Genomic DNA, 25,303 nt, shown 5'->3' on the forward strand with positions numbered 1-25,303 from the left:
GCGTGAATTCATCGTCCTCAGCCGCATTCCAGCCTCTTAGTTTTGTCAGTCAAGCTGCTGGGCAGGGTCTAAGTCTGCATCAGACGGCGATTTTAGAACAGGCGATCGCCGGGAAACGGCTGAAAGACATTCAGATTGCGGGGTATGCGGATGACACAGTGCAGCGGGTGTTTTGCCCGCAGTTGTGGCATTTGCTGTCGGAGGTAACGGGGCAAAAGGTGGGCATCCGCACGCTGCCGCTGATGCTTCAGGCACTCATGGCAGAGCCTTCTGAAGCCGTCACGGCGCGAAATGCAGCGGATTTAGCAGAGACGGGTTTAGCAGAGACGGGTTTAGCAGAGACAGGGCGAGAGATTCCTGCGCCTGCTGACGCGCCGACCCTGGCAGGCAGCGCCAAACCCATACCTGTCATGCAGCCCAGCCCACAGCAGCAGCTAGTTCGGCATGTAATCCGGCATAATCTGCCCGCACCGACCTGTAGCGCGTTTGTGGGACGCGAGGCAGAAATCACGCAGTTGCTAGCGCTGCTGTCGCCGCAGCATGGAACGCAATTGATCAGCGTGGATGGCATTGGCGGCGTGGGTAAAACGACGCTGGTGCTGGAGGCGGCCTATCGCTGCTTGCAAGCGAGTCAGAACGCTTCAGATCAGCTCGATCAGAGCATTCCGACTTTTGAGGCGATTGTGTTTACGTCGGCCAAGCGACAGTTTTTGGCTCCGTTTGGACTAGTGGAGCGGGTAGGGCGATCGCAGCGCACGCTGCAAGACATTCTTCAGCAAATTGCCTGCACGCTGGGGGTGGATGTTGCTGCACAGAGTTTGGCGGATCAGGTGGCGCTGATCAGTAGTGCGCTGGCGGAGCAGCGATCGCTGCTGATTGTAGATAACCTAGACACGCTGGACGAGACGCAGGCCGTGTTGTCGTTTTTGTATTGCGAACTGCCGCCGACGGTGAAGGCGATCGTCACTACACGCCAGCAGAGCAACTTTGTGCCCATCCGACTCGCGGCAATGCCGGAATCTGAAGCGCTGCTGCTGATCGAGCTAGAAGCGGCTGAAAAGAAAGTAACCCTGAGCGAAGCAGAGGCGCAGCAGCTTGTTCAGCAGACGGGCGGTATTCCGGTAGCCATTCACTACGCCATTGGTCAGATGGTGAGCAGCTATTCCGTAGCCTATGTCTTGGACAATCTTCTCAGAGCGGATAGCGACGTATCTCGATTTTGCTTTGAGGCATCCGTTAACCTGTTGCGCGATCGCCCTGCACACCAGTTACTGATGGCGCTTACATTCTTTCCGGCTCCTGTTCATCGAAATGTGCTGGTTCATGTCGCGCTGCTGGATCAAAAATCTCATTTTGGAATTCATTCGAGCGAGTGTTTTGATGATTCTGAGTGTTCTAAAGCGGATGCGAAAAATCTTGATTCACCCCAAGATCCGCGACTCATTGAGCAGGCATTCGCACAGCTATGCGAGCTGTCGCTGATTATTCAAAATGGCGATCGCTACACAATGCTTCCCCTGACACAGGAATACGGGATCGCCGAGCTACAGCAGCACCCAACCTTTGAACGGAAGGCCAGAGAAGCGTGGGTCAGATGGTGTTTAGAATTCGTGAATACCTACGGTCGGCAAGAAAATTGGAACTGGCAAATGCAGAATGACGTATTGCAGGCGGAATGGCAGAACATCCAGTCTGTGATTGAGTGGTGCATGAACCAAGGACGCTATGAGGATTTGCTGAAGCTTTGGAAATGTGTGGATACTCACATTCACCTCCAGGGCGATCGCCCCCATTGTCGGCGCTGGTGGGGCTTGCATCTGGACTGGCTCGACTGGCTGATTCAAACGGCGCGGCAGCGAGATCCAGAAGTTGCCGTAGAACTCATCGTCAGTCGCGGCTGGCTGCTGACCGCGATGGGTGGAAAAGAGCAGTTGCAAGAGGCAGAGCAACTGTATGCTGAGGCGTGGCAAGCGCGACTGCGCTATCCGGTGCAACTCCAGCTGAATCTGGCGACTAATCGGGCAGCATTGCAGGTGCGGCTGGGAAACCTGGCTCAGGCGCAGGACTGCTTGGATCAGGCGATGCAGCTGGCCCAAGCAGATCGGCTAGACCCCAGGGAGCGGCTGACTCAGCAGAGTCGGATTGACTATTATCAGGGCGTGGTGGCCTTTCATGGCGCAGCCTATCCGCTGGCAAAGCGACATTTTGGGCGGGCCGCAGAGCAGGCGCGGCAGATCGACTGGCAGCGGGTGGTGCAGCGATCGCAACACTGGCTAGCCGAGATTGCGCTACGGCAGGGGGATCTGACCACCGCCAAAGATATCTTGAATCGGGGATTGGCGATCGCCCAAACCAGCCCGGACCTCTATCAGCAGGCGTGCTATCAGCGATCGCTGGCGCAAGTGGCTCAGGCCGGGGGCGATCGCCAACTCGCGGTCGATTGGGGCAATCAAGCCCTGCAAAATTTCAAAAATCTGAACCTGGCGGCAGAAATTGAGGAAGTTTGCACTTTTCTGAAAAATTGTTCGCCAGAAATAGAATAAGCCTGGTCGATATAACAGCCAGTCTGCTGCTGAGACTGGTATTGTAGCCCAATGCCATCGAACAGTTAGCAGGTCTGATCGTCCCCTAAATGGATGGATGTTACCGATTTGTCTTCAGCCAAAGCAGGTTTCGCAGCCGCCCGCTGCACTGGAAAGCCGGATTTTTAGACCTGGATCTGAGAATTGGGTATAGGATCTAGAAATTTTGTGATATCGTTTTTTGATATCAATAGAGTTCCTGCAAACCCGATTCTTCCCCATGAAACCGATTCCCTGTTGCTGAGACTACCCAAATGGAGTTGACAATGGCACGTCGTTTGCCCGATGCCTCCGACACGGATCTGATTCGTCGGCTCAAAAACGAACAACCCGAAGCCCTGGCAACGCTGTACGACCGCTATGGGAAGTTGGTCTACACGATCGCCCTCCGCATTTTGGACAACGCAGCCGAGGCCGAAGACGTGACCCAGGAGGTGTTTCTCAGCATTTGGAAAGACCAGCGGTTTGACGCAGCGCGAGGGGCGCTGAGCAGCTATCTGGGCATTCTGGCGCGATCGCGCTCGATTAACCGACTCCACTCGCGCAACAGCCGTCAGCGGGCAGTAGAGCGGTTTCAAAACCTGACCCCAATGCTGTTTGCTGCACCCACGCCGCTAGAGCAGGCTTCTCAGCAAGAGCAGGCACAGGCCATGCAGCAGGCTTTTTCCCAACTGACCAAGGTGCAGCAAGAAATTCTGACGTTGAACTACTATGAAGGTCTGAGCCAGTCGCAGATTGCTCATCGCCTCCAGATGCCGCTGGGAACGGTGAAAACCCACGCTCGACAAGGCATTCTCAAACTGCGGCAACTGTTGCAGGATCAGGTGGGTTGAGGAGGGTTTTATGACACAGCCCCTATCAGACGAAGCAAAAGAACTCGCAGCGGGCTATGTGCTGGGCGAACTGGATGCCGAGGAGGAAACCCGACTGCAACAACTGCTGCGCGAAAATCCCGCGCTGACCCAAGAAGTGCAGGCGCTGTCGGCGGTCTATCGGCTGCTGCCGCAGGCCTTACCCCAGGTGGAACCGCCTGCCGAGTTGCGATCGCGCATTTTGTCCGCCCAGGCCGAACTGGACGCTGAACAGCCCGGGGCAGCCGCAGGCGACGGGCTAGATATGCTGCAAGAGCGACGCAGCCAGCGCTGGGCAGTGGCCGGACGTTCCCACAGTCGTGCAGGACGCTTCGGACTTCCCTGGGGGGCGATCGCCTCTGTCGCTGCTGGAGTCACAATTCTGGCACTGGGGCTGGACAATTTGCGGTTGCGACAGCAGGTTGCCCAGGTTGGAAGCGGTGGTGGGAGAGATGCCAGGGCGATCGCCCCCATTCTGCAACGACCCAATAGCCGCCTAGTGGCCTTGCAAGACCCCAGCGCACCCGCAGCGGGCACGGTGCTATTCACGCCGGGCCGCTGGGATGAAGTCGTGGTGTCGATGGAAAATCTGCCTGCCCTGCCGCCCGACCAGACCTATCGCCTGTGGCTACGGCTGCAAGATGGCACCGTCATTCTTTGCGGAGAGTTTATCCCCGATGACCAGGGCCGCGTCTTTGCCACGCTCACCCCGCCCCAGCAGCCCACCCCAGACAACAGAGCCGCCTCGGTTTTCATTACCGTAGAGTCGCAGCGTGCGCCTGCTGAGCCGCAAGGGAGTCCAGTGGTGGGGACGGAGCTTTAGGAGAGACGAAGAACGAAAAACGAAGAACGAAACTTCTTCCCTCTTCGTTTTTCGTTCTTCTTTCTTCCCCCTTTAACTAACGGGCTGCACATCGCTATGCTGGGGATGCAGCGCTTCGCCTTTTTGCAGGGAGGCCGACAGGCGGTTGAGCGCGTTCAGATAGGCCTGGGCAGAGGCAACGATGATATCGGTGTTTGCGCCGTGGCCTGAGAAGATGCGATCGCCATGCTTCAGGCGGATCGTCACTTCGCCCATTGCGTCGATGCCTGCGGTGACGGACTGCACCGAAAACTCGATGAGCTGGTTGGGGATGTTCACCACGCGATTGATCGCTTTATAAATCGCATCTACTGGGCCCGTGCCAATGGCGGCATCGGTCAGTTCCTCGCCCGCAGGCGTGCGGACGGTGACGGTGGCCGTGGGGCGCGAGTGGTCGCCGCAAGACACCTGCACATGCTCTAGTTTGAACAGTTCGGGAACCTGCTGGGTTTCGTCATTGGCGATCGCCTCCAGATCCCAGTCGGTAATCTCTTTTTTCTTATCTGCCACGTCTTTGAAGCGCAGGAAGGCCCGGTTTAGCTCCTGCTCCGACAGTTCATAGCCCAGTTCCCGCAGGCGCGTGCGGAAGGCGTTCCGTCCCGAATGCTTACCCAGCACAATCTGGTTATCTGTGAGGCCGATGGACTGCGCGTCCATGATTTCGTAGGTGCGCTTGTGCTTCAGCACGCCATCCTGGTGAATGCCGGACTCATGAGCAAAGGCGTTTGCGCCAACGATTGCCTTGTTGGGCTGCACCAGCATCCCCGTCAGGTTTGACACCAGGCGCGAGGTTTTGTAAAGCTGGCGCGTGTCGATATGGGTCAATGGCGCTTCCGACTCCGCCGGACGACCCAGGAACGGGTTGAAATATTGACGACGCACATACAGCGCCATGACGAGTTCCTCTAGCGCAGCGTTACCAGCGCGTTCGCCGATGCCGTTGATCGTACATTCCAACTGACGCGCTCCGTTCTTTACCGCTTCCAAAAAGTTGGCCACGGCCATTCCCAAGTCGTTGTGACCATGTACCGAAATGATGGCCTGATCAATATTCGGCACGTTCTCTTTGATGCCCTTAATCAGTCCGCCAAACTCGCTGGGCGTGAGGTAGCCGACGGTATCAGGAATGTTAACGGTGGTGGCCCCAGCGGCGATCGCCCGCTCCAGCATTTCGTACAGAAACTCCGGATCAGAGCGTCCCGCATCTTCTGGGGAAAACTCTACATCGTTGACAAACGACTTGGCGTAGCTCACCATTTCGGGCACGATGTCCAGCACTTCTGCCCGCGTCTTTTTCAGCTTATATTCCAGGTGAATATCCGAGGCGGCAATGAAGGTGTGAATCCGGGGCTTGGCAGCAGGCTTCAGCGCGTCGGCCGCTGCTTTGATATCCTGCTGAGTGGCGCGGGCGAGGCCACAAATAATCGGGCCGTCTTCGGTGCCCACTTCGGCGGCAATCTTGCTCACCGCTTCAAAATCACCAGGACTGGCAAAGGGAAAGCCCGCTTCAATCACATCCACACCCAGTCGTGCCAGTTGCCGGGCGATCGTCAGCTTCTCATCCACGTTCAGCGTTGCGCCGGGCGACTGTTCGCCGTCGCGCAGCGTGGTGTCGAAAATCAAAATGCGATCGGGCTGACCAATACCGGACTGGGCGTTCGATGAAGTACTCATGGCACAAATCTAGGCATGTGAATGGATGAATGCAGGTTCACAACGCGGTTTCGAGCGATAACGGGCATCGGCGATGCGCCGACCACGCCGAAACCAGGGTCGAATCTGGCAAGTCGAACTGATGCCGACTTAACCATCATACTGAATCATTCTAGTGGGCGAGTCTCCCCTTCTAACCCCCTGATCGGGTGAACTCCTGCGAAGCTACAGAGGTACGTTGCAAAACTTGACTTAAATCCAACACGGCTTGACAGGCCATTTAAAGCTCAGAATAGAACAAGCAAACTGGGCTTGCTGGCAATTTCACTAGACATAACTGCTCAACTGGGTTGACCTGATGCAGGGATAGGAGAAGATGGTAAGCTTTTGGCACGAAAGAACTGCTGCTTCTTGATGGACTCAGCGAAGCGGAGAAGGATTCCCTGAGCCAAGGGCTATGGCAGGAGTTGCAAAATTTACGGGCAGAAGTTGAAAGGCTGAAGCAAAAGCGAGTGAAAAAGACCTCGCGCAATTCGAGTCTGCTGCCTTCTAAGGGCTTTAGGCCTGCTCAGAGCAGTTCTCAGTCAACTTCCTTTAATTAGCCAGGGAACGAGGAGTCAAAACAAGGGTAGACGAGAATTAAGCCAGCACCCGGATCAAGTTTTAGTTGCCCAAGCCAAAAGTTGTCCCCACTGTGGATTTGAAAATGGTTGGAAGATGCCACTCTCTTTTTTGAGAGAAAACTGACTAGCGCGATCGCTCCTCCTCCAATTAGTTTGTCTGTAAAAAACTTCTTCTAAACTTCATAGAAGCTCCCTAGGACTTCGCCAAAAGATCACATATGCTGATATCCGAATTAAGTGTATCTGCCGAGCCCAATTGTCCTTTTGTTTAACCCTTAAGGCGGGTAAGGAGATCATTAGGTTATGAGTATACCCAAACGGTTTTCTGATATCTGTCTGGGACCAGCTAGTTCTGTACCGTCTAACCTAGCTTTCCTCAACGGACTTCTTCTTTTCACAGCTACTGATGGCATCACAGGATTTGAGCTTTGGCAAGTTGACCAGGCTATATCCAATGCAACCTTGATCAAAGACATTTTTACAGGGTGGTATAGCTCCTCGCCATTCGGGTTCACCCAAGTCAGCGATGGAGTTGTCTTTGCCGCAACTAGTGAAACAGCAGGCAGAGAGCTATGGGTTACGGACGGCAGTGACCAAGGAACCAGACTCGTTCTAGATTTAGTCCCTGGCAGTGGCTCCTCTGATCCTTCCCAGCTTACTTCGGTTGGTGCCCAAGTCTTTTTTGTGGCATCAACGGAGCCTACAGGCGCTGAGCTGTGGATTACAGATGGCACTGCCCATCGCACCCGGTTAGTCAAGGATATCAACCCGGGTGAAGAGGGGTCTTTCCCGGTCTTTTTCACTAGCAGTGGACAGAAGCTATTTTTCAGTGCTTTTGACCCTGCCCACGGCACAGAGTTATGGACGAGTGATGGTACGCCAGAAGGTACCTCTCTGCTGCTGGACATTAATCCGGGCGTTGCCAGTTCTTCTCCTCAGGAAGTGGTACAGGTGGGAAGCACCTTTTTCTTTAGCGCTGACGATCGCAATGCTGGGCGGGAACTGTGGGCCACGGATGGAACGATAGCAGGAACTCATCTAGTCAAGGACATTCGTCCTAGTGGGAGCTCTAATCCGAGTTCCCTGGTAGCTGTAAATGGAAGGATTTTTTTTGTAGCGAATGATGGGGTTTATGGTGAGGAACTCTGGGTAAGCGATGGTACGCCCGAAGGAACCGTCATAGTGGCAGACCTTCGACCGGGGGGTGCGGGCAGCAACCCCACTAACCTAACCCAAGTGGGCGATCGCCTCTTCTTTAGTGCGAACGATGGCGTTGTAGGACGAGAACTATGGGTTACAGATGGGACAAGCGCTGGCACGCGCCTTGTGAGAGACATCAACTTAGGCCCGGTCGGTTCTGCCCTCAACTTTTTGACAGCCTTCGATGGGCAGGTGTTTTTCAGTGCCAACGACGGCATCTACGGCTCCGAGTTGTGGAGCAGTGATGGCACTGCTGCTGGAACCAAGCTCGTCATGGATATCAATCCTGGCACAGCAGGATCGTTTCCCTCTGAGTTCACGCCCGCAAGCGACCGGCTCTTTTTCAGTGCTACCGATTCAACTCATGGGACAGAGCTGTGGTATTTAGAAGCAAGCTCTCCGCTAGACATTGATCCAGAAATTCATTTCGATAGTTTTACTGAGACCAAAGAACTGGCTCTTAATGGGGCAGCTAAGCAAGTAGGTAAGGTGTTGCGTTTAACACCAGCATCCAGATTTCAGGCGGGCAGCGCATTCTACAACCAAAGCTTTACTCTCACGGCCGATACTTCTTTTAAGACCTCATTCCGATTTCACATCAGTAGGGGGGAAAGGAGCAACGGCACCGATGGTTTTACTTGGGTAATTCAGAGCAGCCCAAGCAAAAGTAAAGCTCTAGGAAGCCCTGCGGGGGGACTTGGTTATGCCGGCATTGGTCAGAGCTTTGCGGTTGAGTTTGATACGTTTGCGAATGGTTGGGATCAGGGCCACAGCAATCGGGTTGCAATTCTTCAGAATGGCAACGTCCGCAGACCGTTAGCAGAAAGGACACCTTCCTTCGATCTCAACGGCGGCAAGGCTGGCTACGCTTGGATTGAATATGACAGTCTCACGACTGTACTCAATGTCTACATATCTGCAAATGCTGAGAAGCCAGATAAACCGTTATTGTCTGAGACTGTAGATTTGGGAACCCTGGCTAACAAACCGACTTATTTTGGATTTACGGCGGCTACAGGCGGGCGGTCAAACACTCACGACATTTTAGACTGGGAGCTAAATCTTGCTAGAGTGTCCTCGGCAATCCCAACCTTTTCTTCAAACATCTAGGTGTTCCCTTCATTAATTAAACAGCGCATCTAGTCCTCCAGAAGTCTTGAAGGGTAGCTCAACATATAAAAAATGGGGGCGGAATGTGTATTCTAGCCCCCAACAAACAAAGACGATACTCAAAACGGAAAGTGTGTCATACCAACTATTTAAAGAGCTGCATATAATACCAATGGGCACCTCGGTTAATTGCCTTATTGAGAATTTCAGGTCTTGATCTATCACAACATCTGCAACCGCTCTTTGCGGAGTCCCGTCTTCGCCTGCTTCAGGCTTTTCTCCAGAAAGGTTTCACTTTTGGTGATATCGATGACAAGGGGGCGAACCATCCTATCTACCCTCTCGAAAACCACCCTCTATTATGCTCAAACTCATGCGGGATTGGTGTTAGAATACTGGCTCACCATTCATCTCTTCAATCTCCAAAACTACCGTACAGCAAGGCACCCAGATGTCTGAAATCAGCTTTTGTCAGTCAATCAGGGTGTTACCATGTCAGTGCATGTACAAAGCTGAAATAACCATAGCTTTACAAACTAAGGATTTGTTTGTAGGAAAATTGTAAATCTCCTTAGATTGACTTACAGCGACAGGACTTGAGTTGCTAGCATACTCTCGGAGCTACTGGAGCAACAAACTCACACTTCCTTGCTTCAGGCACTGAAGAGCTTGGGCTTTGAGTGTCACTGCTGGTCTTAGCCTTTGCACAGGCAACCTTTATGTCTCGATGACTCGCCTGATGCTCAGACACCTAGCATGGTCTTCGACTTTTCAGGCATCCTCCTGGTTTCCATTTGTGCTGATCGGCATCGTTTCATACCATAGTGCCCTTCAGCTAATTATTTTCTTTTCAGCTAGCCACTTTTAGATTGACCTCAATACCAACAAGATCCCTTGCTCTGTCGAGGGGATGAATTGAGCAGGCGAACGACAGGATGCAGGGGTGTCTCACGATTGAGAAGACGCTCTGGCAGCGTTTGTCTGCTTGCCTTGTGCTTTTACATGCTCATCTAAGAAGTATGATTCCCATGAGTGTTCAAATAAATGCAGAGCCTGCAATCTATTCGTCAGGCATAGCTAGTTTGTCGAGCTTTGCTGGAGGCATCGAGCCTCCTGTAGGGCTGAGCCGATTCTGCCAAATTGCATTCATTGACAGTTCGCTGCCCGACATAGATGCCCTTTTAGAAGGACTCCCCAATGTCGAAGTCTTTATCCTAGATGCCAATTTAAATGGGATTGAGCAAATTACGTCAGTTTTAGGACAACGACGTAATCTAAGCAGCATCCATATTATTTCTCATGGTGATTCTGGCAAGGTTTTGCTGGGTAATACAGAACTGAGCACAGCGACTCTGGCACAGTATGGCGATCGCCTCCGGAACTGGTCTCAAAGCCTAACCCCCGACGCGGATTTGTTGTTTTATGGATGCAACGTTGCGGCAGGAGAAGCGGGTAAAGCCTTTATTCAGAAGGTAAGTCAGTTGACCCAGGCGGATGTTGCTGCTTCGACTGATTTAACAGGTAGGTCGGAACTCAATGCCAACTGGGAGTTGGAATTTACGGTAGGCAGCATCGAATCTGGGTTAGCAATTAGCGCGATCGCCCAGCAAATCTACGACCATACTCTGGCCGTCTTCACCTACAACGGCAATCAGTACTTCTTAACCAACGGCGCTAAAACCTGGGAAGAAGCCCAGGCAGAAGCCCGCAGCCGGGGCGGCAACCTCGTCACCATCAACGATGCCGCAGAACAAGCTTGGCTCGTTCAAACCTTCGGCGGCGGTGAGGGCTTCTGGATCGGTCTCACTGACAAGGATGTGGAAGGACAGTTCCGCTGGGTAAGTGGCGAGCCTCTGACCTATACCAACTGGCAACCTGGTGAACCCAACAACGGCGGTCCTGGTGGCAATCAGGACTATGCCTGGATGAATTACGGTGGTCCTGGCAGGTGGGACGATAATTCTGCGTTTGCCAGACTGCGCGGCATTATTGAGGTCAGTTCGGGCGGTACATCTTCCCCACCAGCCGACACCCAAGCGCCAACTGCCACTCTATCTGCTGCTAACCACGCCACTTCTGGTAACGTTCCCTATACCTTCACCGTCACCTACAGTGACAATGTTGCCGTTGACTCAGCCTCCATCAATGGGTCTGCGACCAACAGCGACATTCGTGTTACCAACACCGCAGGGTTCTCTGAACTGGCAACGCTGGTAAGCATCAGCCCTGCCGGAAACGGCACCCCCCGAACCGCCACCTACCGCATTACCGCCCCCGGCGGCACCTGGGACCCCAGCGACAACGGCATTTATACCGTGACGCTATTGCCCAACCAAGTCCGGGATACCAGCGGTAATTTCGCAGCGGGCGCTACCCTGGGCACCTTTCAGGTGAATGTTGTCAGCGGGTTTACCTACAACGGCAATCAGTACTTCTTAACCAACGGCGCTAAAACCTGGGAAGAAGCCCAGGCAGAAGCCCGCAGCCGGGGCGGCAACCTCGTCACCATCAACGATGCCGCAGAACAAGCTTGGCTCGTTCAAACCTTCGGCGGCGGTGAGGGCTTCTGGATCGGTCTCACTGACAAGGATGTGGAAGGACAGTTCCGCTGGGTAAGTGGCGAGCCTCTGACCTATACCAACTGGCAACCTGGTGAACCCAACAACGGCGGTCCTGGTGGCAATCAGGACTATGCCTGGATGAATTACGGTGGTCCTGGCAGGTGGGACGATAATTCTGCGTTTGCCAGACTGCGCGGCATTATTGAGGTCAGTTCGGGCACTAGTCTGGTTTCGCTAAAGGATAACGCTACGATTTTTGTGAATGAAGCGGCTGGTTTTGTGACTATAACGGCTGTGCGCACAGGCAGTACCGCTGAGCGGCTAACGGTTGAGTATACGACCAATGAGCTGGGAACTGCCAACACTGCAACTGCGGGAGCGGACTACACGCAACCGGTGTTTGACGGTAGAGACAACACAGGACAGATTGTCTTTGAGGTTGGAGAATCAGAGGCGACCTTCACGATTCCAATCGTTAATGATGATGCTATCGAGTCGAATGAAACCTTTGCTGTTGGTTTACAGAATACCAGCAGTGGCTCTTTGGGAGCGCCACGGACTGTTCTGATCACCATCGTGGATGATGATACACCAAGTACGTTCGCTATGACTTCAGCGGCGATCGCCGTGTCAGAAGGTTCGTCATCCGTTGTCGTAACTGTGCAACGGAGTGGAAATTCCTCTGGTTCTGCTACAGTCAGCTACGACACGGTCAACGGTACTGCACAAGCTGGCTCTGACTATTTAGCTCGCTCTGGCACGCTGACCTTTGCACCGGGGCAGACAGCTCAAACTATTTCAATTCCCATCATCAACGATACGCTCATCGAAGATAACGAAAGCTTCTCCGTGGTTTTGAGTAATCCAACCGGTGGTGTCTTAGGAAGCCAAACTGCGTCAGTTATCACAATCCTAGATAATGACCTAGAGTTAGGAAACCTTGTTCGGCGCACGGCTGTCTCAGGATTGACGCAACCGACTACGCTGGACTGGACGCCGGATGGGCGCTACATGCTCATTGCCCAGAAGAATGGCATTGTGCGGGTTGTGGATAATGGCATTCTGCGGGCTACGCCCCTCATTAACATATCTAGCCAGGTAAACGATACGCGCGATCGCGGCTTGTTAGGAATTGCGGTGCATCCAGATTTCCCCAACACCCCCTATGTATACCTGCTCTACACCTTTGATCCTCCCGAAACCGCAGGGCGTTCAGGGCTGTCAGGGCGGGATGGAGAGGGCAATCGGCCATCGCGCTTGGTGAGAGTAACGGTGAATCCAACCACTATGATTGCCGACCCAAATAGCTTAATGGTGCTGCTTGGCAGCAATAGCCTATGGCAATACACCAGCCGACCAGATGTAGACAGCAATGGCGATCGCTCTATTCCTCCGTCGGGCATCGTCAATGGCACCACAATCACAGCCCCCTCTGAGCTTATTGAATTTGGCACCCAGGATAATGACCCCGATCGCCCAGGTCTGCAAAACGGAAATATCCGGGACTATTTAGCAACCGACAGCAACTCCCACACGATTGGACAGGTGGTATTCGGTCCCGATGGATACCTGTACGTCACCAATGGAGATGGTACCTCCTATAACTTTGCAGACCCGCGGTCAGTGCGGGTGCAAGATATCAACAACCTGTCTGGGAAAATGCTGCGGATTGATCCTATTACAGGTCAAGGGCTTCCCGATAATCCGTTCTACAACGGCGATCCGAACAGCAACCAATCCAAGGTCTTCTACTACGGCATCCGAAATTCCTACCGCTTTACCTTCGATCCTGTGACCAGACTTCCGGTTATGGGAGACGTGGGCTGGAATAGTTGGGAAGAAATCAATACAGGCCCTGCCGGATCTAACTTCGGCTGGCCCTATTTTGAAGGGCCCCACCGCACTGCGAGCTACAGGGATTTGCCCCAAGCCATTGCCTTCTACAACAATGGCAATCGCAACAATCCCGATGACTCACCTGCTGTCTTTCCGCTTTTATCCCGCAGCCACGGAGCGCCAGACAATGATTCTGCCGTTACGGTTGGAGATTTCTACAACGCTAACACCCTAATGTTTGGGGACGTAAGGAACGGTACGCTCTATGCTGCAACCCTCGATTCGGCTCGACGGATTACAGCCGTCCGGGTGTTTGATTCCGGGGTCCCCTATGTTGTGGATATGGAAATGGGGCCAGATAACCGACTATACGGTGTCGATCTTGTTCGAGGAGTCATCTACCGTTGGGACCCGGCTTAGGTCAGCGCCCTGAGTCTGCGAAGACTAGAGATAGTGAAGCGGACCCCCTATAGCAAGGGGCAAGGCTGGGGAGCAGGGGTTAGGACTATGCGTTAGCCGACTAGCGGCTTACAGAATTTCTTGCTGTCCTAACCCTCCCTTCCGCTACTGAGCTAACCCTAGTCTGAGGCTGAGCCTCTATCCTGGAGAGTTTTGGGCGCGGAGAGTCTATGACGAGTGGGGTTAGTCCGCTTCTTCTGATGGTTCTGATTAACTCAAGCTGTTTGTACCTGCTTCCAAAACAGGGGGGATTCTACCAAATTCAAGGAATCTCTTTTAGAGGAGGTTGATATGGCACTCAGATTGAAAAAAGCTTCGGCATCGTTCTTAATGTTGGGTCTTGCAGTTATGGGTTGTACATGGGCGGCGCCTGCCAACAGTGCCCTGATCACTGGCAGGGCTGAGGGTCAGTGGGCAGATGACCCAGAGTTTCCTCATCTTCTGGGGTTTTTCAACACTGAGGACACGTTTACCCTCGACTATGCATTCGATGAGACCGACTTTTACTGCGGAATGTTGTCTCCAGAGGAATGTGAAGAATCTCTTCAGAGCACAAAGATTTGGAACCTGAAAAGCGCAACCTTTCGATTTGGCTCCTACGTGCACCACTTTAATTTTGGGATTCCAGATCCGATATTCGGTGAGCCTACCACAAGTGGATTATTAGTGCACACGAAGAAGTCTGACCTCATAGGAAATTACGCAGAGGTCATCTTAAGCTTGGTTGACGATTTTCCGCGCCCACCTCGCCCCTACAAGCGACCTGCCTATGCATTCCTATTCGGGTTTATCGGCGGCTTTGACTCAGATGGGAATCTGCTCTATGGGGGTGGCGGTAGGGGCAAAGCCTATAATCCCGATCTCGACGAATTTGGAATCGCTTCTAGTACGACTCGCTTTCGCATCTCTGACTCGCTGACTGATAGACACATTGCAGAGTCTGTGCCGACTCCAGCAGCACTACCTGGATTGATTGGCATGGGCATTGCTATGCTGCGGAAGCGCAACAGCAACAAGGCTATCGAGTAGGAAGCTGAATCAGCGACGAAACAGGTATGATAAGCCTACATTGGCAGGGGCAGGGGGTTAGGCAAGAGCGGTGCTCTGGGGCGCAGACGTGAACAGAGCTAGAAGTTAGACAACCCAGAGCTTGTAGCACTTTTGTTGTGCTGCTAATTACGGCTAAGAGAGTTCTCAACTCCTTGCGATTTACAGAATTTCTCGCGGGTGCGACCCGCGAGAGATCTTTTAGAACCTGAAGGAAGCTCATTGTAAGCGCGTAAGCTTTGCCTTCAGGGGAATGCTATACTTACGCCCGTGAATGCAGAAAGATAGAGCATGCTGTAACAAGGATGTAAGAGTTAAGCGCCTTGGAAGGGCATATCGATGGAACTTAAACCAAGACATGCTAGAGCCAAGGGGTTTGCGAGGGGGGTAGAAACTTGAAGAATGGACTAGGCGGATGACTCGGGTGCTGGTGGCGATTTTGAAGGATGTGGCGGATTGGGCGATCGCCCAAGAACAGCATTGGTATCGCATTCCTGTCGCTAGTGTTGAAAAGTCTCTTCGCCTGCACTGGCCGCCCGCCTGGATTGCCTTCTACCAAACCAAAGCCTTTGGCGCAGAAGCCTACGCAATTCGCTACTATGCCGCTGTGACTGAGATCGCTAAAGTGCAGCGCTGCGATTTGTTGCCCCAAGCGGCTCCTGGCCCCAAAGATCAAGACTGGTATTACAAGCTCATGCTGGGAGACGTGCGATCGCTGCCCCGCCCAATTCCCAGCCACAAGCTGCGGCGCATTACGTTTATCCCCACCACCTGGGCACACCTGGAAGCGGCACAGGCAGTGGGCGACTTGCTCAAAAAACAAGATTAGGGCCTAATTTGCTCATTCAAACTAAGCCCATTCAACAGACTGACTAGAGACTAATAAAGACCCAACCAGGACAGCAAGCCCTGACCCGTCAGGTATTCGATCGCCAGCGTAATCAAAAATCCCACCATTGCCGCCCGCCCATTCAGGCGCTCAGCGTATTCATTAAAGCCAAACTTCGGTTCCTGGAGCTTTGGAGTCACGGTTGGTTGTGGCGGAGTTTGAGTCATGGCTTTTACAATTCTTTACTCGTCCTCTTTATTGTAGAGAGTGCGGCCCATTCGTCAATCCAAAATCAACCCCCCAGCCTCAAACTCCTGCTATAAACGGCGTAGGTCGATCCATCCGGGCGAAGACTCTCTCGCAAAAGGGATTTACCTTGGAAGTATCTAAGAATTTACCGCCTCCGCAATGGGTGGGGGAGCTTTTGAGGTGTTGGTATGGAAATCGGCGTTCCCAAAGAGATTAAGGATCAGGAATTTCGGGTGGGGCTGAGTCCCAGCAGCGTCCGCACGCTGGTCGAAGCAGGACACACAGTATTTGTCGAAACCCAGGCAGGCGTGGGCGCGGGGTTCACGGATGAGGACTATGTTCAAGCTGGCGCTCAGGTCGTGCCTTCTGCAAAGGATGCCTGGAGCCGAGAGATGGTGGTGAAGGTGAAGGAACCCCTCCCGGCCGAATATGACCTGATGCAAAAGGATCAGCTGCTCTTTACCTACCTGCACCTGGCGGCGGCGCGGGAGCTGGCAGAGCAACTGATGCGGGTGGGGCTGACGGCGATCGCCTACGAAACCGTCGAACTGCCCAACCGCAGCCTGCCCCTGCTGACTCCCATGAGCATTATCGCCGGACGGCTCTCCGTGCAGTTTGGCGCACGCTTTTTGGAACGGCAGCAGGGTGGGCGCGGCGTGCTGCTGGGCGGCGTGCCGGGGGTTAAACCAGGCAAAGTCGTGATTCTGGGTGGCGGCGTGGTGGGCACCGAAGCCGCAAAAATGGCCGTCGGGCTGGGCGCTCAGGTGCAAATTTTTGACATCAACGTAGAGCGGCTGTCTTACCTGGAAACCCTGTTTGGCTCGCGGGTCGAGCTGCTCTACAGCAATTCCGCCGAGATTGAAACCGCCGTTGCCAATGCCGACCTGCTGATTGGTGCGGTGCTGGTACCGGGCCGACGTGCGCCCATCCTAGTGCCTGCCAGCCTGGTGGAGCAAATGCGGACAGGCTCGGTGATCGTAGACGTGGCGGTGGATCAGGGCGGCTGCGTAGAGACGCTGCACCCAACTTCCCACACGCAGCCCACCTACGAGGTGTCGGGCGTGGTTCACTACGGCGTGCCAAATATGCCCGGAGCGGTGCCCTGGACGGCGACGCAGGCGCTCAACAACAGCACCCTGCCCTACGTGGTGAAGCTGGCCAACCAGGGACTCAAGGCACTGGAAACCGATGACGCGCTAGCCAAGGGGCTAAACGTGCAGGCCCATCGTTTGGTACACCCAGCCGTACAGCAGGTTTTCCCCGATCTGGCGTAGCTCGTGTTGATTTGCGATTTTGGATTTGCGATTTTGGATTGTTTGTATTGAGATTACGGTCAGAGAGGCGGATACGTGCCCAGGACATCGACCACAGACGGTTCAAACCAGGTGGTTCAAACCGGGTGGTTCAAACCGAGTGATTCAAACCTGGGCACGGTATCTCCGTTAATCTTTCAGATGATCTTTTAGAAGCAGAGGCTTCTAGGAGCGGACGGCTTCGACTGCCGCTGGAACCGCCCACTCGCGGATGGTATCTGCGATCTGCGGGCCCGTCAGCCCCAGGCTGCTGAGCGATTGCTCTGGCTTGGCATGATCCACTAGCACATCCGGCACGCCCAGCCGCTTGATCGGCACAGGAATATCCGCATCGAGCAGCGCTTCTGCGACAGCGGAACCAAAGCCACCCATCAAGCAACCCTCTTCGAGCGTCACCACGCGCCCAATCTGCTGGGCCAGCGGCAGAATTAGCTCCGTATCCAGCGGTTTGGCAAAGCGGGCGTTGACCACGGTCGCCTCGATGCCGTGTTCGCTGAGGATTTCAGCGGCCTGCATAGCGGGATAGACCATCGTGCCATAGCCCAGCAGCAAGACATCATCGCCCTGGCGCAGAATCTCGGCTTTGCCGATGGGCAGTGGCTCCCAGCCTTCTTCCATCAGCGGCACGCCCTGCCCACTACCGCGTGGATAGCGGAGGGCGATCGCCCCGTCGGTATAGTTCACCCCGGTCACGATCATCCGCTGAAACTCGGCTTCGTCCTTCGGAGCCATCAGCACCATATTGGGAATGCAGCGCAGATACGCAATGTCGTACATCCCCTGGTGCGTCGGGCCGTCTGCACCGACGATGCCCGCCCGATCCAGACAGAAAAACACGGGCAGCTTCTGGATGCACACGTCATGCACGATCTGGTCAAACGCACGCTGCAAGAAGGTGGAATAGATCGCCACCACCGGGCGCATTCCCTCGCAGGCCAGCCCCGCTGCCAGCGTCACCGCATGTTGCTCGGCAATGCCTACGTCGATGTATTGCTTCGGCAACTTTTGCTGGAGCTTGTCTAGCCCCGTACCCGTGGCCATGGCAGCGGTGATGCCGACGATTTTGGGATTGTTTTCCGCCAGTTTCACCAGCGTATGGGCAAAGACTTTTGAGTAATCGGCAGGCTTGGGCTTGTTCGACGGTTTCGCTTTGCCCGTGGCCAGGTCAAAGGGCGACTGGGCGTGATAGCCCACCTGATCTTTTTCGGCGATCGCATAGCCCTTGCCCTTGGTCGTCGCCACATGCACTAGCACCGGCCCCTGAATCTTGTGCGCCTGGGTAAACGTGTGAATCAGTTCTTCCAGGTTGTGCCCGTCCACCGGGCCCATGTAGGTAAAGCCCAGTTCCTCAAACACCGCACCCACCTTGGGCACTGCCAGCCGCTTCATGCCTTCCTTCACTCGCTGTAGCTCCGGCGTGAGCGAGTCGCCCACAAACGGCAGATGCTTAAACTGCTCCTCCAGGTTATCAGTGAGGAACTGCATCGGCGGGCTGAGGCGCATTTTGTTGAGATAGCGAGGAATCGCGCCGACGTTGGGCGAAATCGACATTTCGTTATCGTTTAGCACCACCATCAAGTTGGTCTTGGGCAGGTGTCCGGCGTGGTTGATGGCCTCCAGCGCCATGCCGCCCGTCAGCGCCCCGTCGCCAATCACCGCCACAACTTTGTACTTTTCGCCCTTTAGATCTCGCGCCAGCGCCATGCCCAGCGCCGCTGAGATACTGGTGGAGGCGTGGCCCGCGCCGAAGTGGTCGAACTTGCTTTCACAGCGCTTCAGATAGCCCGCTACGCCGTCCTTTTGGCGCAACGTATGAAAATTGTTGTAGCGTCCAGTAATTAGCTTGTGGGGATAGGCCTGGTGCCCCACATCCCACACCACCTTGTCATGGTCGAGATCCAGCGTTTGGTAGAGCGCCAGGGTCAGTTCCACCACTCCCAAACCGGGGCCCAGATGCCCGCCACTCGCCGCCACGGTTTCTAGATGCTTTTCCCGGATTTGGCGGGCGATTTGCTCTAGCTGGTGGATCGAGAGTCCGTGGAGTTGGTTGGGGTGGGTGATTTCGCTCAAATGCATAAATTTACCCCGTTAAGCCTAGATGAAGATCGGGTTACTCTTCTCAATCTAAAGCAAATGGGCAGATAAAATTGGTGCGCTTTGATAAGCGAAATTCACAAGATTTAGCCAGAGTTTTGCCCTATTTGTGCTAGGCGAGGGGTTGGTTTCGCAATGCGAGTAGAGAAATTGGGCATTGGTTTAGGATGATCAGCGACAATCGGATGCGGGCAGCGGCGGCTCGACGCAGTTGCGGAACCGGAGATATCGAACTAGCGGTAGGCGGCGATCGCCTCTATTTGCAACTGGAACGGGCCAGGCGCGAAGTGTGGATTGAGTCGTCCGTCCAGTTCAAACTTGCTGAGCATGAGTTGCAGTGAATAGATCCGCGATAAATCCAGCGACACGCCAGAAACCGTCTTGGCGCGGATCACGGGCGCAAACTGGGCGAAGGGCAATTGCATCGTGATCCACTGGTCATCCAGCGTGTCAAAACTGCTGCAAAACGCCAGCCCGTCCCAGCGGTTTTCGGGCCGCAAGAAGAACTTGTAGCGGTTGCCGTCGCCCCGCAGCCGCAGTTCGATGCCGACATAGCTCGACAGATCCAGCGGCGGCTCAAAATCCCGCGTCCGCACTGAGGCAAAGCCGCCCGAATTTTCCGTAGACACCCGCCCAGAGAATACGCCCGACGTGCCCACCTGGCGAAACTGGCTCTGGCTGAGGCCGCCCATCACGCCATCGTTGAGCGGCCCCCACACGGCCGCAAGGGTTGGCTGGGGCTGGCTAAAGTCAAACAGGGTCAGCGTTGTGGGCATAGTCAGGCTGCAAGATTGGGCTTTGGCCCTAGTGCTATATCACAGCTAGAACTTGGGTTGGTAGTAAGCGCTAGAACTTGGGTTGGCAGTAAGCGCTTTAGCGCTGAAGCACTTATTACGAGCCAAGGCATCACCCTGAAGCTAAACTGTGACACTGCACTAGGCGAGGGGCGGCTGGGAGCGGGGTTCCAGTCCTTGCAAAAACACATAGCCAACATACAGCGAAACGAGTGCTGCAAAAAAGCACCACACTGAAATAAATCCAGCGCTAAAAAAGTTGGCGGTGAACAGCAGCGCCACCAGCACCAGCCCCCCTAGCCGCTGAATGTGGCGATCGCCACTCAGCAGCATTGGAGCCAAAATTGTCAGGACATACAGCGTGTAGCCGAATAGCGAAAGCGCTCGCGTAGGTTCCATCAGGAGTTGAAGCTGGTAGACCAGCGAGTGATTGTGAATGCTCACCGAAAGCCGCTGTGGTTCAAGCCAGATGGGTAAGTTGAAATAGAGGCCGTAGAGAAACCCCAAGCCTGCTAGCGCCCGCCAGACTTGCCAGCGGGGGCGATCGCTCTCCACGCTCGCCGCCGTCAGCGGGGTCCACACCAGCCAAAACCCATGAGAAAAGCACACAAACCCGGCCGCCGCCAGCGCCACCAGCCGAGTATTATTTGCACCCAATCCTACCCACACCAGTCCTTCGATAACCTGCTGAATGCCAAACGCAAGCGGAAACGCCGCCAGCGGCATATAGCGCTTGTCTTGCTCCTGTGCCCGTTTAATACAGGCAACACCTACCGGAATCAACGTCGCACCCAAACTAAAACTAGCAGTTGCAGAGAAACACATAGGCTTCGAGTCTTTTCGATGCAAGTTTGCGATGCAAATTTTTCGATGGAGGTTAACCGCGGGTCAGGGAGGATCAGGTTTCTGGGAGAGGGAGCAAGTTTTGTGGAGGCTTGAGCTTACTCTCCCCATAGAGAAGATGCTTAAAGCTGCAAAAGCTGTAACGTAGCATTTGAGGTGCAACAAAGTGGCAACACAAATTGCCCAAGCTTGCGATTGCAGCTTGATACCTAAAACCAGGCACTCGCAGCTTAGCAGCACGAACTTCGCGTCCGAAGCTTGCCTCTCCAAGCTTTGCGCCTAAAACTTAGCACCTAAAACTGGCTCCTCCTACTGCCGTTATAGCGCTAAAGTTTCCAAACCGTCTGGCGGCCGTTCTAGCAGGACTGGCAGATACCTATATCCAACGTGCCGCCAAATCGAGCGCTTCGGCGGGCGTGGCGATTTTTCCTTCGGCGCGAGCCAGTTGCAAAACTTCAAGCAGTTGCCCAATCTTGGGGCCAGGCGGCAGGTGCAACTGCGTCATCAGGTCGCGCCCGGTCACGAGCGGGTGGGGATGGGCGATCGCATCGTTGGGATCGAGAAAGCGAACAATGAGAGGGGCGATCGCCGCTTCAGAAATACCCGATGCCAGCGCCACCACGCTCAGCGCCCCAAAGGCCGCGCCCACGCCCTGAAAGAAGAAATATTGTTCGGTAGCGGTGGCAGTTGGCTGCACGATGGCAGGCACCTGCGGCAAATAGCGCAGCACCGTCTGCACCGCCTGGATTTCGTTGCGGCTATACTTCAGGGTTCGCAGTTCCGCTTCGGCTTCGGCCGCCTCCGGCGACACCAGCGCCGTTAGTTTGGCAATCCGCATCCAGCTTCGCCCCAGCCCCGACACCTTTTGCTGATCTCGTAGCCAGCCGGAAAGCTCTGCTGCCAGCGCGGGCCAGCGCGTTTCCAGGGCGATCGCCGCCTTGTCCATTTGGGCCACCCGATCCATCCCCGTCGCCGTCGCGTGGGGCAGCCAGGTGCAAAACAGCCCGTCTTCCCAGGCCATCTGCAAAAAGCGGGTGCCCCGTGCCGTGCCCAACAGGTAGTTCAATTCCGCTTGCACCCGCTCTGGCGCGATGCCTGCCAGCAGATCTGCCAATCGCTGAATCGTGGTCTGCGTGTCTGGCTCTAGCTCAAAGCCAAGCTGCGCCGCCTGCCGATAGGCCCGCAGCAGCCGCAGGGGATCTTCCTTCAGGTTCTCTGGGGCGACCATGCGGATGAGTTGCTGCTGCAAGTCGCTGTAGCCGTTCAGCGGGTCAAAGAGCTGCTCGGTGTGTGGGTTGTAGGCGATCGCATTCACCGTAAAATCGCGCCGCTGCAAATCTGCTTCCAGCGTCGGCCCCACCTGCTGGGCAAAGTCCACCGTGGCTCGCTCAAACACCGCCCGCGCAATCTGCCGTTCCGCATCCAGCAGCACATAGCCTGTGCGATAGTGATTGGCGATCGCCCGCGCCGTGGCCACCGCCCCCTCCGGCAGCACAAAATCCAGATCCAAATATTCCGCCTGCCGCCCCAGCAGCGCATCCCGCACGCTGCCGCCCACCAAATAGGCATCCGACGGCAGCCATTCCAGGCTAAAAGGCCAGGTGTGGGGCGACAGGGCGGAAGCCGTGGTGAGCGTGTCTTTGGGCAGGGTGAGGTAGGTCAAGGGAGGCAAGGGTCAAGGGGTCAGGGAGCAGAGATTCACGGACGATGGCTCGGAGGTAACGGGTCAAAGGCTAGAACAGTGCTTTCTGGCGGGAGAGGGGCAAGGTTCAAACCCTGCACCCGTCCGCCAACCCGCAGCTATTGACCCCAAACCCCTAACCCCCGAAACCGAATACCTCCATTCTGCTACATCTGTCAGGGGCGATCGCCGCTTTTTCGCAAACTGAGCTAGAGTAGCATAAAAGCAGACGACTCTAAATCCCCACTGGCCTGGCGGCGGGAGAATTTTTAAGATGTGTATTTGCGTTAACTGCCATTACGTGGATCGCTGCACGACGTATCACGCGGTGGAACACCAGCATCAGCAGCCCCATCTGACAGAGTTTCCAGACTTTGAAGCCACCGAACCGACGATTAATGTCAATATTCGCCAGGGCGACGCGGACGACATTATCGAAATGGAGTGGGATGTGGTCGGCTGCCTCAGCTTTGTTGAAGAAACGGGCAAATGGGCGAAGCTGCGGCCGGGTGAGCTAGTTCCCACGTGATCGCGCTTTGACCTTATTGGCTGAACCGAATGCATTGCCTGAATCCTGCCTGCCCGCAGCCGCAAGATCCCGGAACCGGAGAAACGTGTCAGCACTGCGGGGCAGCGCTAGTGCTGGGCGATCGCTTTCGGGCGGTCAAGCTGCTGGGGCAGGGAGGCTTTGGGCGCACCTTTCTGGCCATCGACGAGCGCAAACGGTCTGCCCAGCATTCCGCCTCTTCCCGCCACTGCGTCATCAAGCAATTCTTTCCCCTCCAGCGGGGCGACTCGCGCCGAGCAGCCGAGCTATTCCGGCAAGAGGCAGAGCGGCTGCGGCGACTGGGGCAGCATCCCCAAATTCCCAGGCTGCTGGCCAATTTGGAAGATGAGGACGGGCAATACCTGGTGCAGGAATACATTCCGGGGAAAAACCTGGAAGTGCTGCTGCACGAGCAGAAGGTGTTTCACGAAGGGCAGATTTTGGATTTGCTTAAAAGCCTGCTGCCCGTGCTGGCGTTTATTCACAGTCAGCGCGTAATCCACCGCGATGTGAAACCCGAAAATATCATTCAGCGGCAGGGCGACCGGGAACTGGTGCTGGTGGATTTTGGCGCGTCGAAATATGTCACGCAGACAGCCCTGGGGAAAACGGGCACGATGATCGGCAGCGCGGGCTATGCTGCACCAGAGCAGGTGATGGGGCGGGCCGAATTTGCCAGCGACCTCTACAGCCTGGGCGTGACCTGCATTCACCTGCTAACCGGGATGCACCCGTTTGATCTGTATTCCCCCATGCAGGATGCCTGGATCTGGCGGCAGTATTTGCCAGAACCAATTGGCGATCGCCTCACCCGCGTTCTCAATAAACTGCTCCAGCGCCCCATCAGCAGCCGCTACAAAACCGCCGCCGCCGTCCTCAAAGACCTCGGCTTCCCCCTCCCCAAACTGCCCAAATCCAACCCTGCCCCTCGTCAATCTATCGTTCCTGCCCCTCGTCAACCCGTTACTCCCCTTGCCCCTCCCCCCCCGCTCTCCAACTGGCACTGCACCCGCACCCTCTCTGCCCACACTGGCCCCATCACCACCCTCGCCACCAGCCCCGACGGTCTGTGGATTGCCAGCGGCAGCACCGATAAAACCATCCGGCTGTGGAGCCTGGAGACGGGCGACCTGCTACACACGCTGGGCAATGGGGGCCTGTTTGGCAATGGGCATGGCGATCGCCTCAGCGCTCTGGCCTTTACCCCCGACAGCATCGAACTGCTCAGCGCCAGCGACGACGGCACGATCAAGCAGTGGGACATAGCCACGCAAAAGCTGATGCGGACAATTGATGGGCACGACTGGCTGGTGTCGGCGATCGCCCTTAGCCAGCACGCGCCAATATTCGCCACGGGCGGCGGTGACGGGCGGATCAATCTGTGGAACCTGGAAACGGGCGAGCAAATCGCCAGCCTGGGCAAACACCGCGATCGCATCAGCGCCCTGCTGCTCAGCCCCGACGGGCACACGCTGATCAGCGCCAGCTACGACAAAACGATTCGCCTGTGGAACCTGCGAACTGACGGGCTGATTGGCACGCTGCGGGCCCACACCGACCGCATCACCTCGCTGGCCATCACCCCCGACTGGCAAAGCCTGATCAGCGCCGGAGCCGACAAGACGCTGCGATTTTGGGACCTCAACCGCATGGCCCAGACGCGCCCCATCGTCGCCCACAAAGACACCATCACCACCCTCGCCCTCAGCCCCCAAGGAACCCTCCTGGCCAGCGGCAGTGATGACAACACGATCAAGCTCTGGGCGCTCACGCGCCATCCTGAAATTGGACTGACCGTTGCCCATCGACCCACTGCCTTGCGCGGAGCCTGGGCGATCGCCGCTCTGGCCTTTAGCCCCAGTGGAAAAAGCCTCGTCAGCGGCGGGGCCGACGAGGTGGTGAGGATATGGGAGGAGGGGATTGGGAGTGCCGGGGTGAGAGATAGAAAAAACGAAGAACGAAGAACGAAGAACGAAAAAGGGAGTGGTCAGAAAAACGCGGATGACAGGGCTGAACCCCTTGATTTCTAGTTTCCAGACCTGGGACACAAAGTTCTGATCGCTCCCACGAGAAACGGAACTTCACGGGAAAAACGAAAAACAGAACTTCTTCTCTCTTCTCTCTTCGTTCTTCTCTCTTCGTTCTTCTCTCTTCGTTCTTCTCTCTTCG

At 55.3% G+C, this 25,303-nt stretch carries 16 protein-coding genes; 10 read left to right on the forward strand and 6 right to left on the reverse strand.

What is annotated here, in order from left to right; all coding sequences use genetic code 11:
• The 3 genes from IGS16_RS10730 to IGS16_RS10740 form a co-directional block, all read left to right on the forward strand.
• Positions 1-2,543 (forward strand): tetratricopeptide repeat protein (locus IGS16_RS10730; RefSeq protein WP_297085353.1); only part of this gene is annotated, 2,543 nt, incomplete at its 5' end.
• A 305-nt stretch (positions 2,544-2,848) separates the two neighbouring features.
• Positions 2,849-3,415, forward strand: coding sequence for a sigma-70 family RNA polymerase sigma factor (locus tag IGS16_RS10735; RefSeq protein WP_297085354.1), 567 nt, complete (start codon positions 2,849-2,851; stop codon positions 3,413-3,415).
• Positions 3,416-3,425: 10 nt separating this feature from the next.
• Entirely contained in the window at positions 3,426-4,256 is an 831-nt protein-coding gene (locus IGS16_RS10740) for an anti-sigma factor (protein WP_297085355.1), read from the forward strand.
• Between the two features lie 72 nt (positions 4,257-4,328).
• Here IGS16_RS10740 and IGS16_RS10745 read toward each other — a convergent pair whose 3' ends face one another.
• Positions 4,329-5,969: a 2-isopropylmalate synthase gene (locus IGS16_RS10745; protein WP_297085356.1), complete on the reverse strand. Its 1,641-nt coding sequence runs from the start codon at positions 5,967-5,969 to the stop codon at positions 4,329-4,331.
• 905 nt (positions 5,970-6,874) lie between these two features.
• Between IGS16_RS10745 and IGS16_RS10750 the strand changes: the two genes are divergently transcribed.
• The 4 genes from IGS16_RS10750 (at position 6,875) to IGS16_RS10765 (ending at position 15,613) form a co-directional block, all read left to right on the forward strand.
• Positions 6,875-8,881, forward strand: coding sequence for an ELWxxDGT repeat protein (locus IGS16_RS10750; protein WP_297085357.1), 2,007 nt, complete (start codon positions 6,875-6,877; stop codon positions 8,879-8,881).
• Positions 8,882-9,909: 1,028 nt separating this feature from the next.
• On the forward strand, positions 9,910-13,698 hold the full coding sequence (locus IGS16_RS10755; protein ID WP_297085358.1) for a DUF4347 domain-containing protein: 3,789 nt from the start codon (positions 9,910-9,912) through the stop codon (positions 13,696-13,698).
• A gap of 330 nt (positions 13,699-14,028) precedes the next feature.
• Complete coding sequence (locus tag IGS16_RS10760) at positions 14,029-14,766, forward strand: PTPA-CTERM sorting domain-containing protein (RefSeq protein WP_297085359.1); 738 nt, start codon at positions 14,029-14,031, stop codon at positions 14,764-14,766.
• Positions 14,767-15,199: 433 nt separating this feature from the next.
• Positions 15,200-15,613, forward strand: a complete 414-nt coding sequence (locus IGS16_RS10765) for a hypothetical protein (protein ID WP_297085360.1) — start codon at positions 15,200-15,202, stop codon at positions 15,611-15,613.
• A 50-nt stretch (positions 15,614-15,663) separates the two neighbouring features.
• Here IGS16_RS10765 and IGS16_RS10770 read toward each other — a convergent pair whose 3' ends face one another.
• Positions 15,664-15,840, reverse strand: coding sequence for a hypothetical protein (locus tag IGS16_RS10770; protein ID WP_172355733.1), 177 nt, complete (start codon positions 15,838-15,840; stop codon positions 15,664-15,666).
• Between the two features lie 210 nt (positions 15,841-16,050).
• Here IGS16_RS10770 and ald point away from each other — a divergent pair, with 210 nt between their 5' ends.
• Entirely contained in the window at positions 16,051-17,136 is a 1,086-nt protein-coding gene (gene ald / locus IGS16_RS10775) for an alanine dehydrogenase (protein ID WP_297085361.1), read from the forward strand.
• 204 nt (positions 17,137-17,340) lie between these two features.
• On the opposite strand, the gene dxs is transcribed toward ald, so the two are convergent.
• The 4 genes from dxs to IGS16_RS10795 all read right to left on the reverse strand — a co-directional run bounded on the left by dxs (position 17,341) and on the right by IGS16_RS10795 (position 22,569).
• Positions 17,341-19,251, reverse strand: coding sequence for a 1-deoxy-D-xylulose-5-phosphate synthase (dxs, locus tag IGS16_RS10780; RefSeq protein ID WP_297085362.1), 1,911 nt, complete (start codon positions 19,249-19,251; stop codon positions 17,341-17,343).
• A 251-nt stretch (positions 19,252-19,502) separates the two neighbouring features.
• Positions 19,503-20,045: a CIA30 family protein gene (locus tag IGS16_RS10785; protein WP_297085363.1), complete on the reverse strand. Its 543-nt coding sequence runs from the start codon at positions 20,043-20,045 to the stop codon at positions 19,503-19,505.
• Positions 20,046-20,204: 159 nt separating this feature from the next.
• The gene (locus IGS16_RS10790) at positions 20,205-20,888 is read right to left on the reverse strand and encodes a DUF6629 family protein (protein ID WP_367185774.1); all 684 of its coding nucleotides are present in this window, start codon (positions 20,886-20,888) and stop codon (positions 20,205-20,207) included.
• 394 nt (positions 20,889-21,282) lie between these two features.
• Complete coding sequence (locus IGS16_RS10795; RefSeq protein WP_297085365.1) at positions 21,283-22,569, reverse strand: CCA tRNA nucleotidyltransferase; 1,287 nt, start codon at positions 22,567-22,569, stop codon at positions 21,283-21,285.
• A gap of 292 nt (positions 22,570-22,861) precedes the next feature.
• Between IGS16_RS10795 and IGS16_RS10800 the strand changes: the two genes are divergently transcribed.
• Together IGS16_RS10800 and IGS16_RS10805 are read left to right on the forward strand one after the other, a co-directional pair.
• A complete protein-coding gene (locus tag IGS16_RS10800; RefSeq protein WP_068513850.1) occupies positions 22,862-23,116 on the forward strand; it encodes a Ycf34 family protein in 255 nt (84 codons plus the stop codon).
• A gap of 29 nt (positions 23,117-23,145) precedes the next feature.
• Entirely contained in the window at positions 23,146-25,164 is a 2,019-nt protein-coding gene (locus IGS16_RS10805; protein WP_297085366.1) for a serine/threonine-protein kinase, read from the forward strand.
• Positions 25,165-25,303 lie beyond the last annotated feature (139 nt).

Source organism: Thermoleptolyngbya sp. C42_A2020_037 (assembly GCF_015272455.1).
Lineage (GTDB): Bacteria > Cyanobacteriota > Cyanobacteriia > Elainellales > Elainellaceae > Thermoleptolyngbya.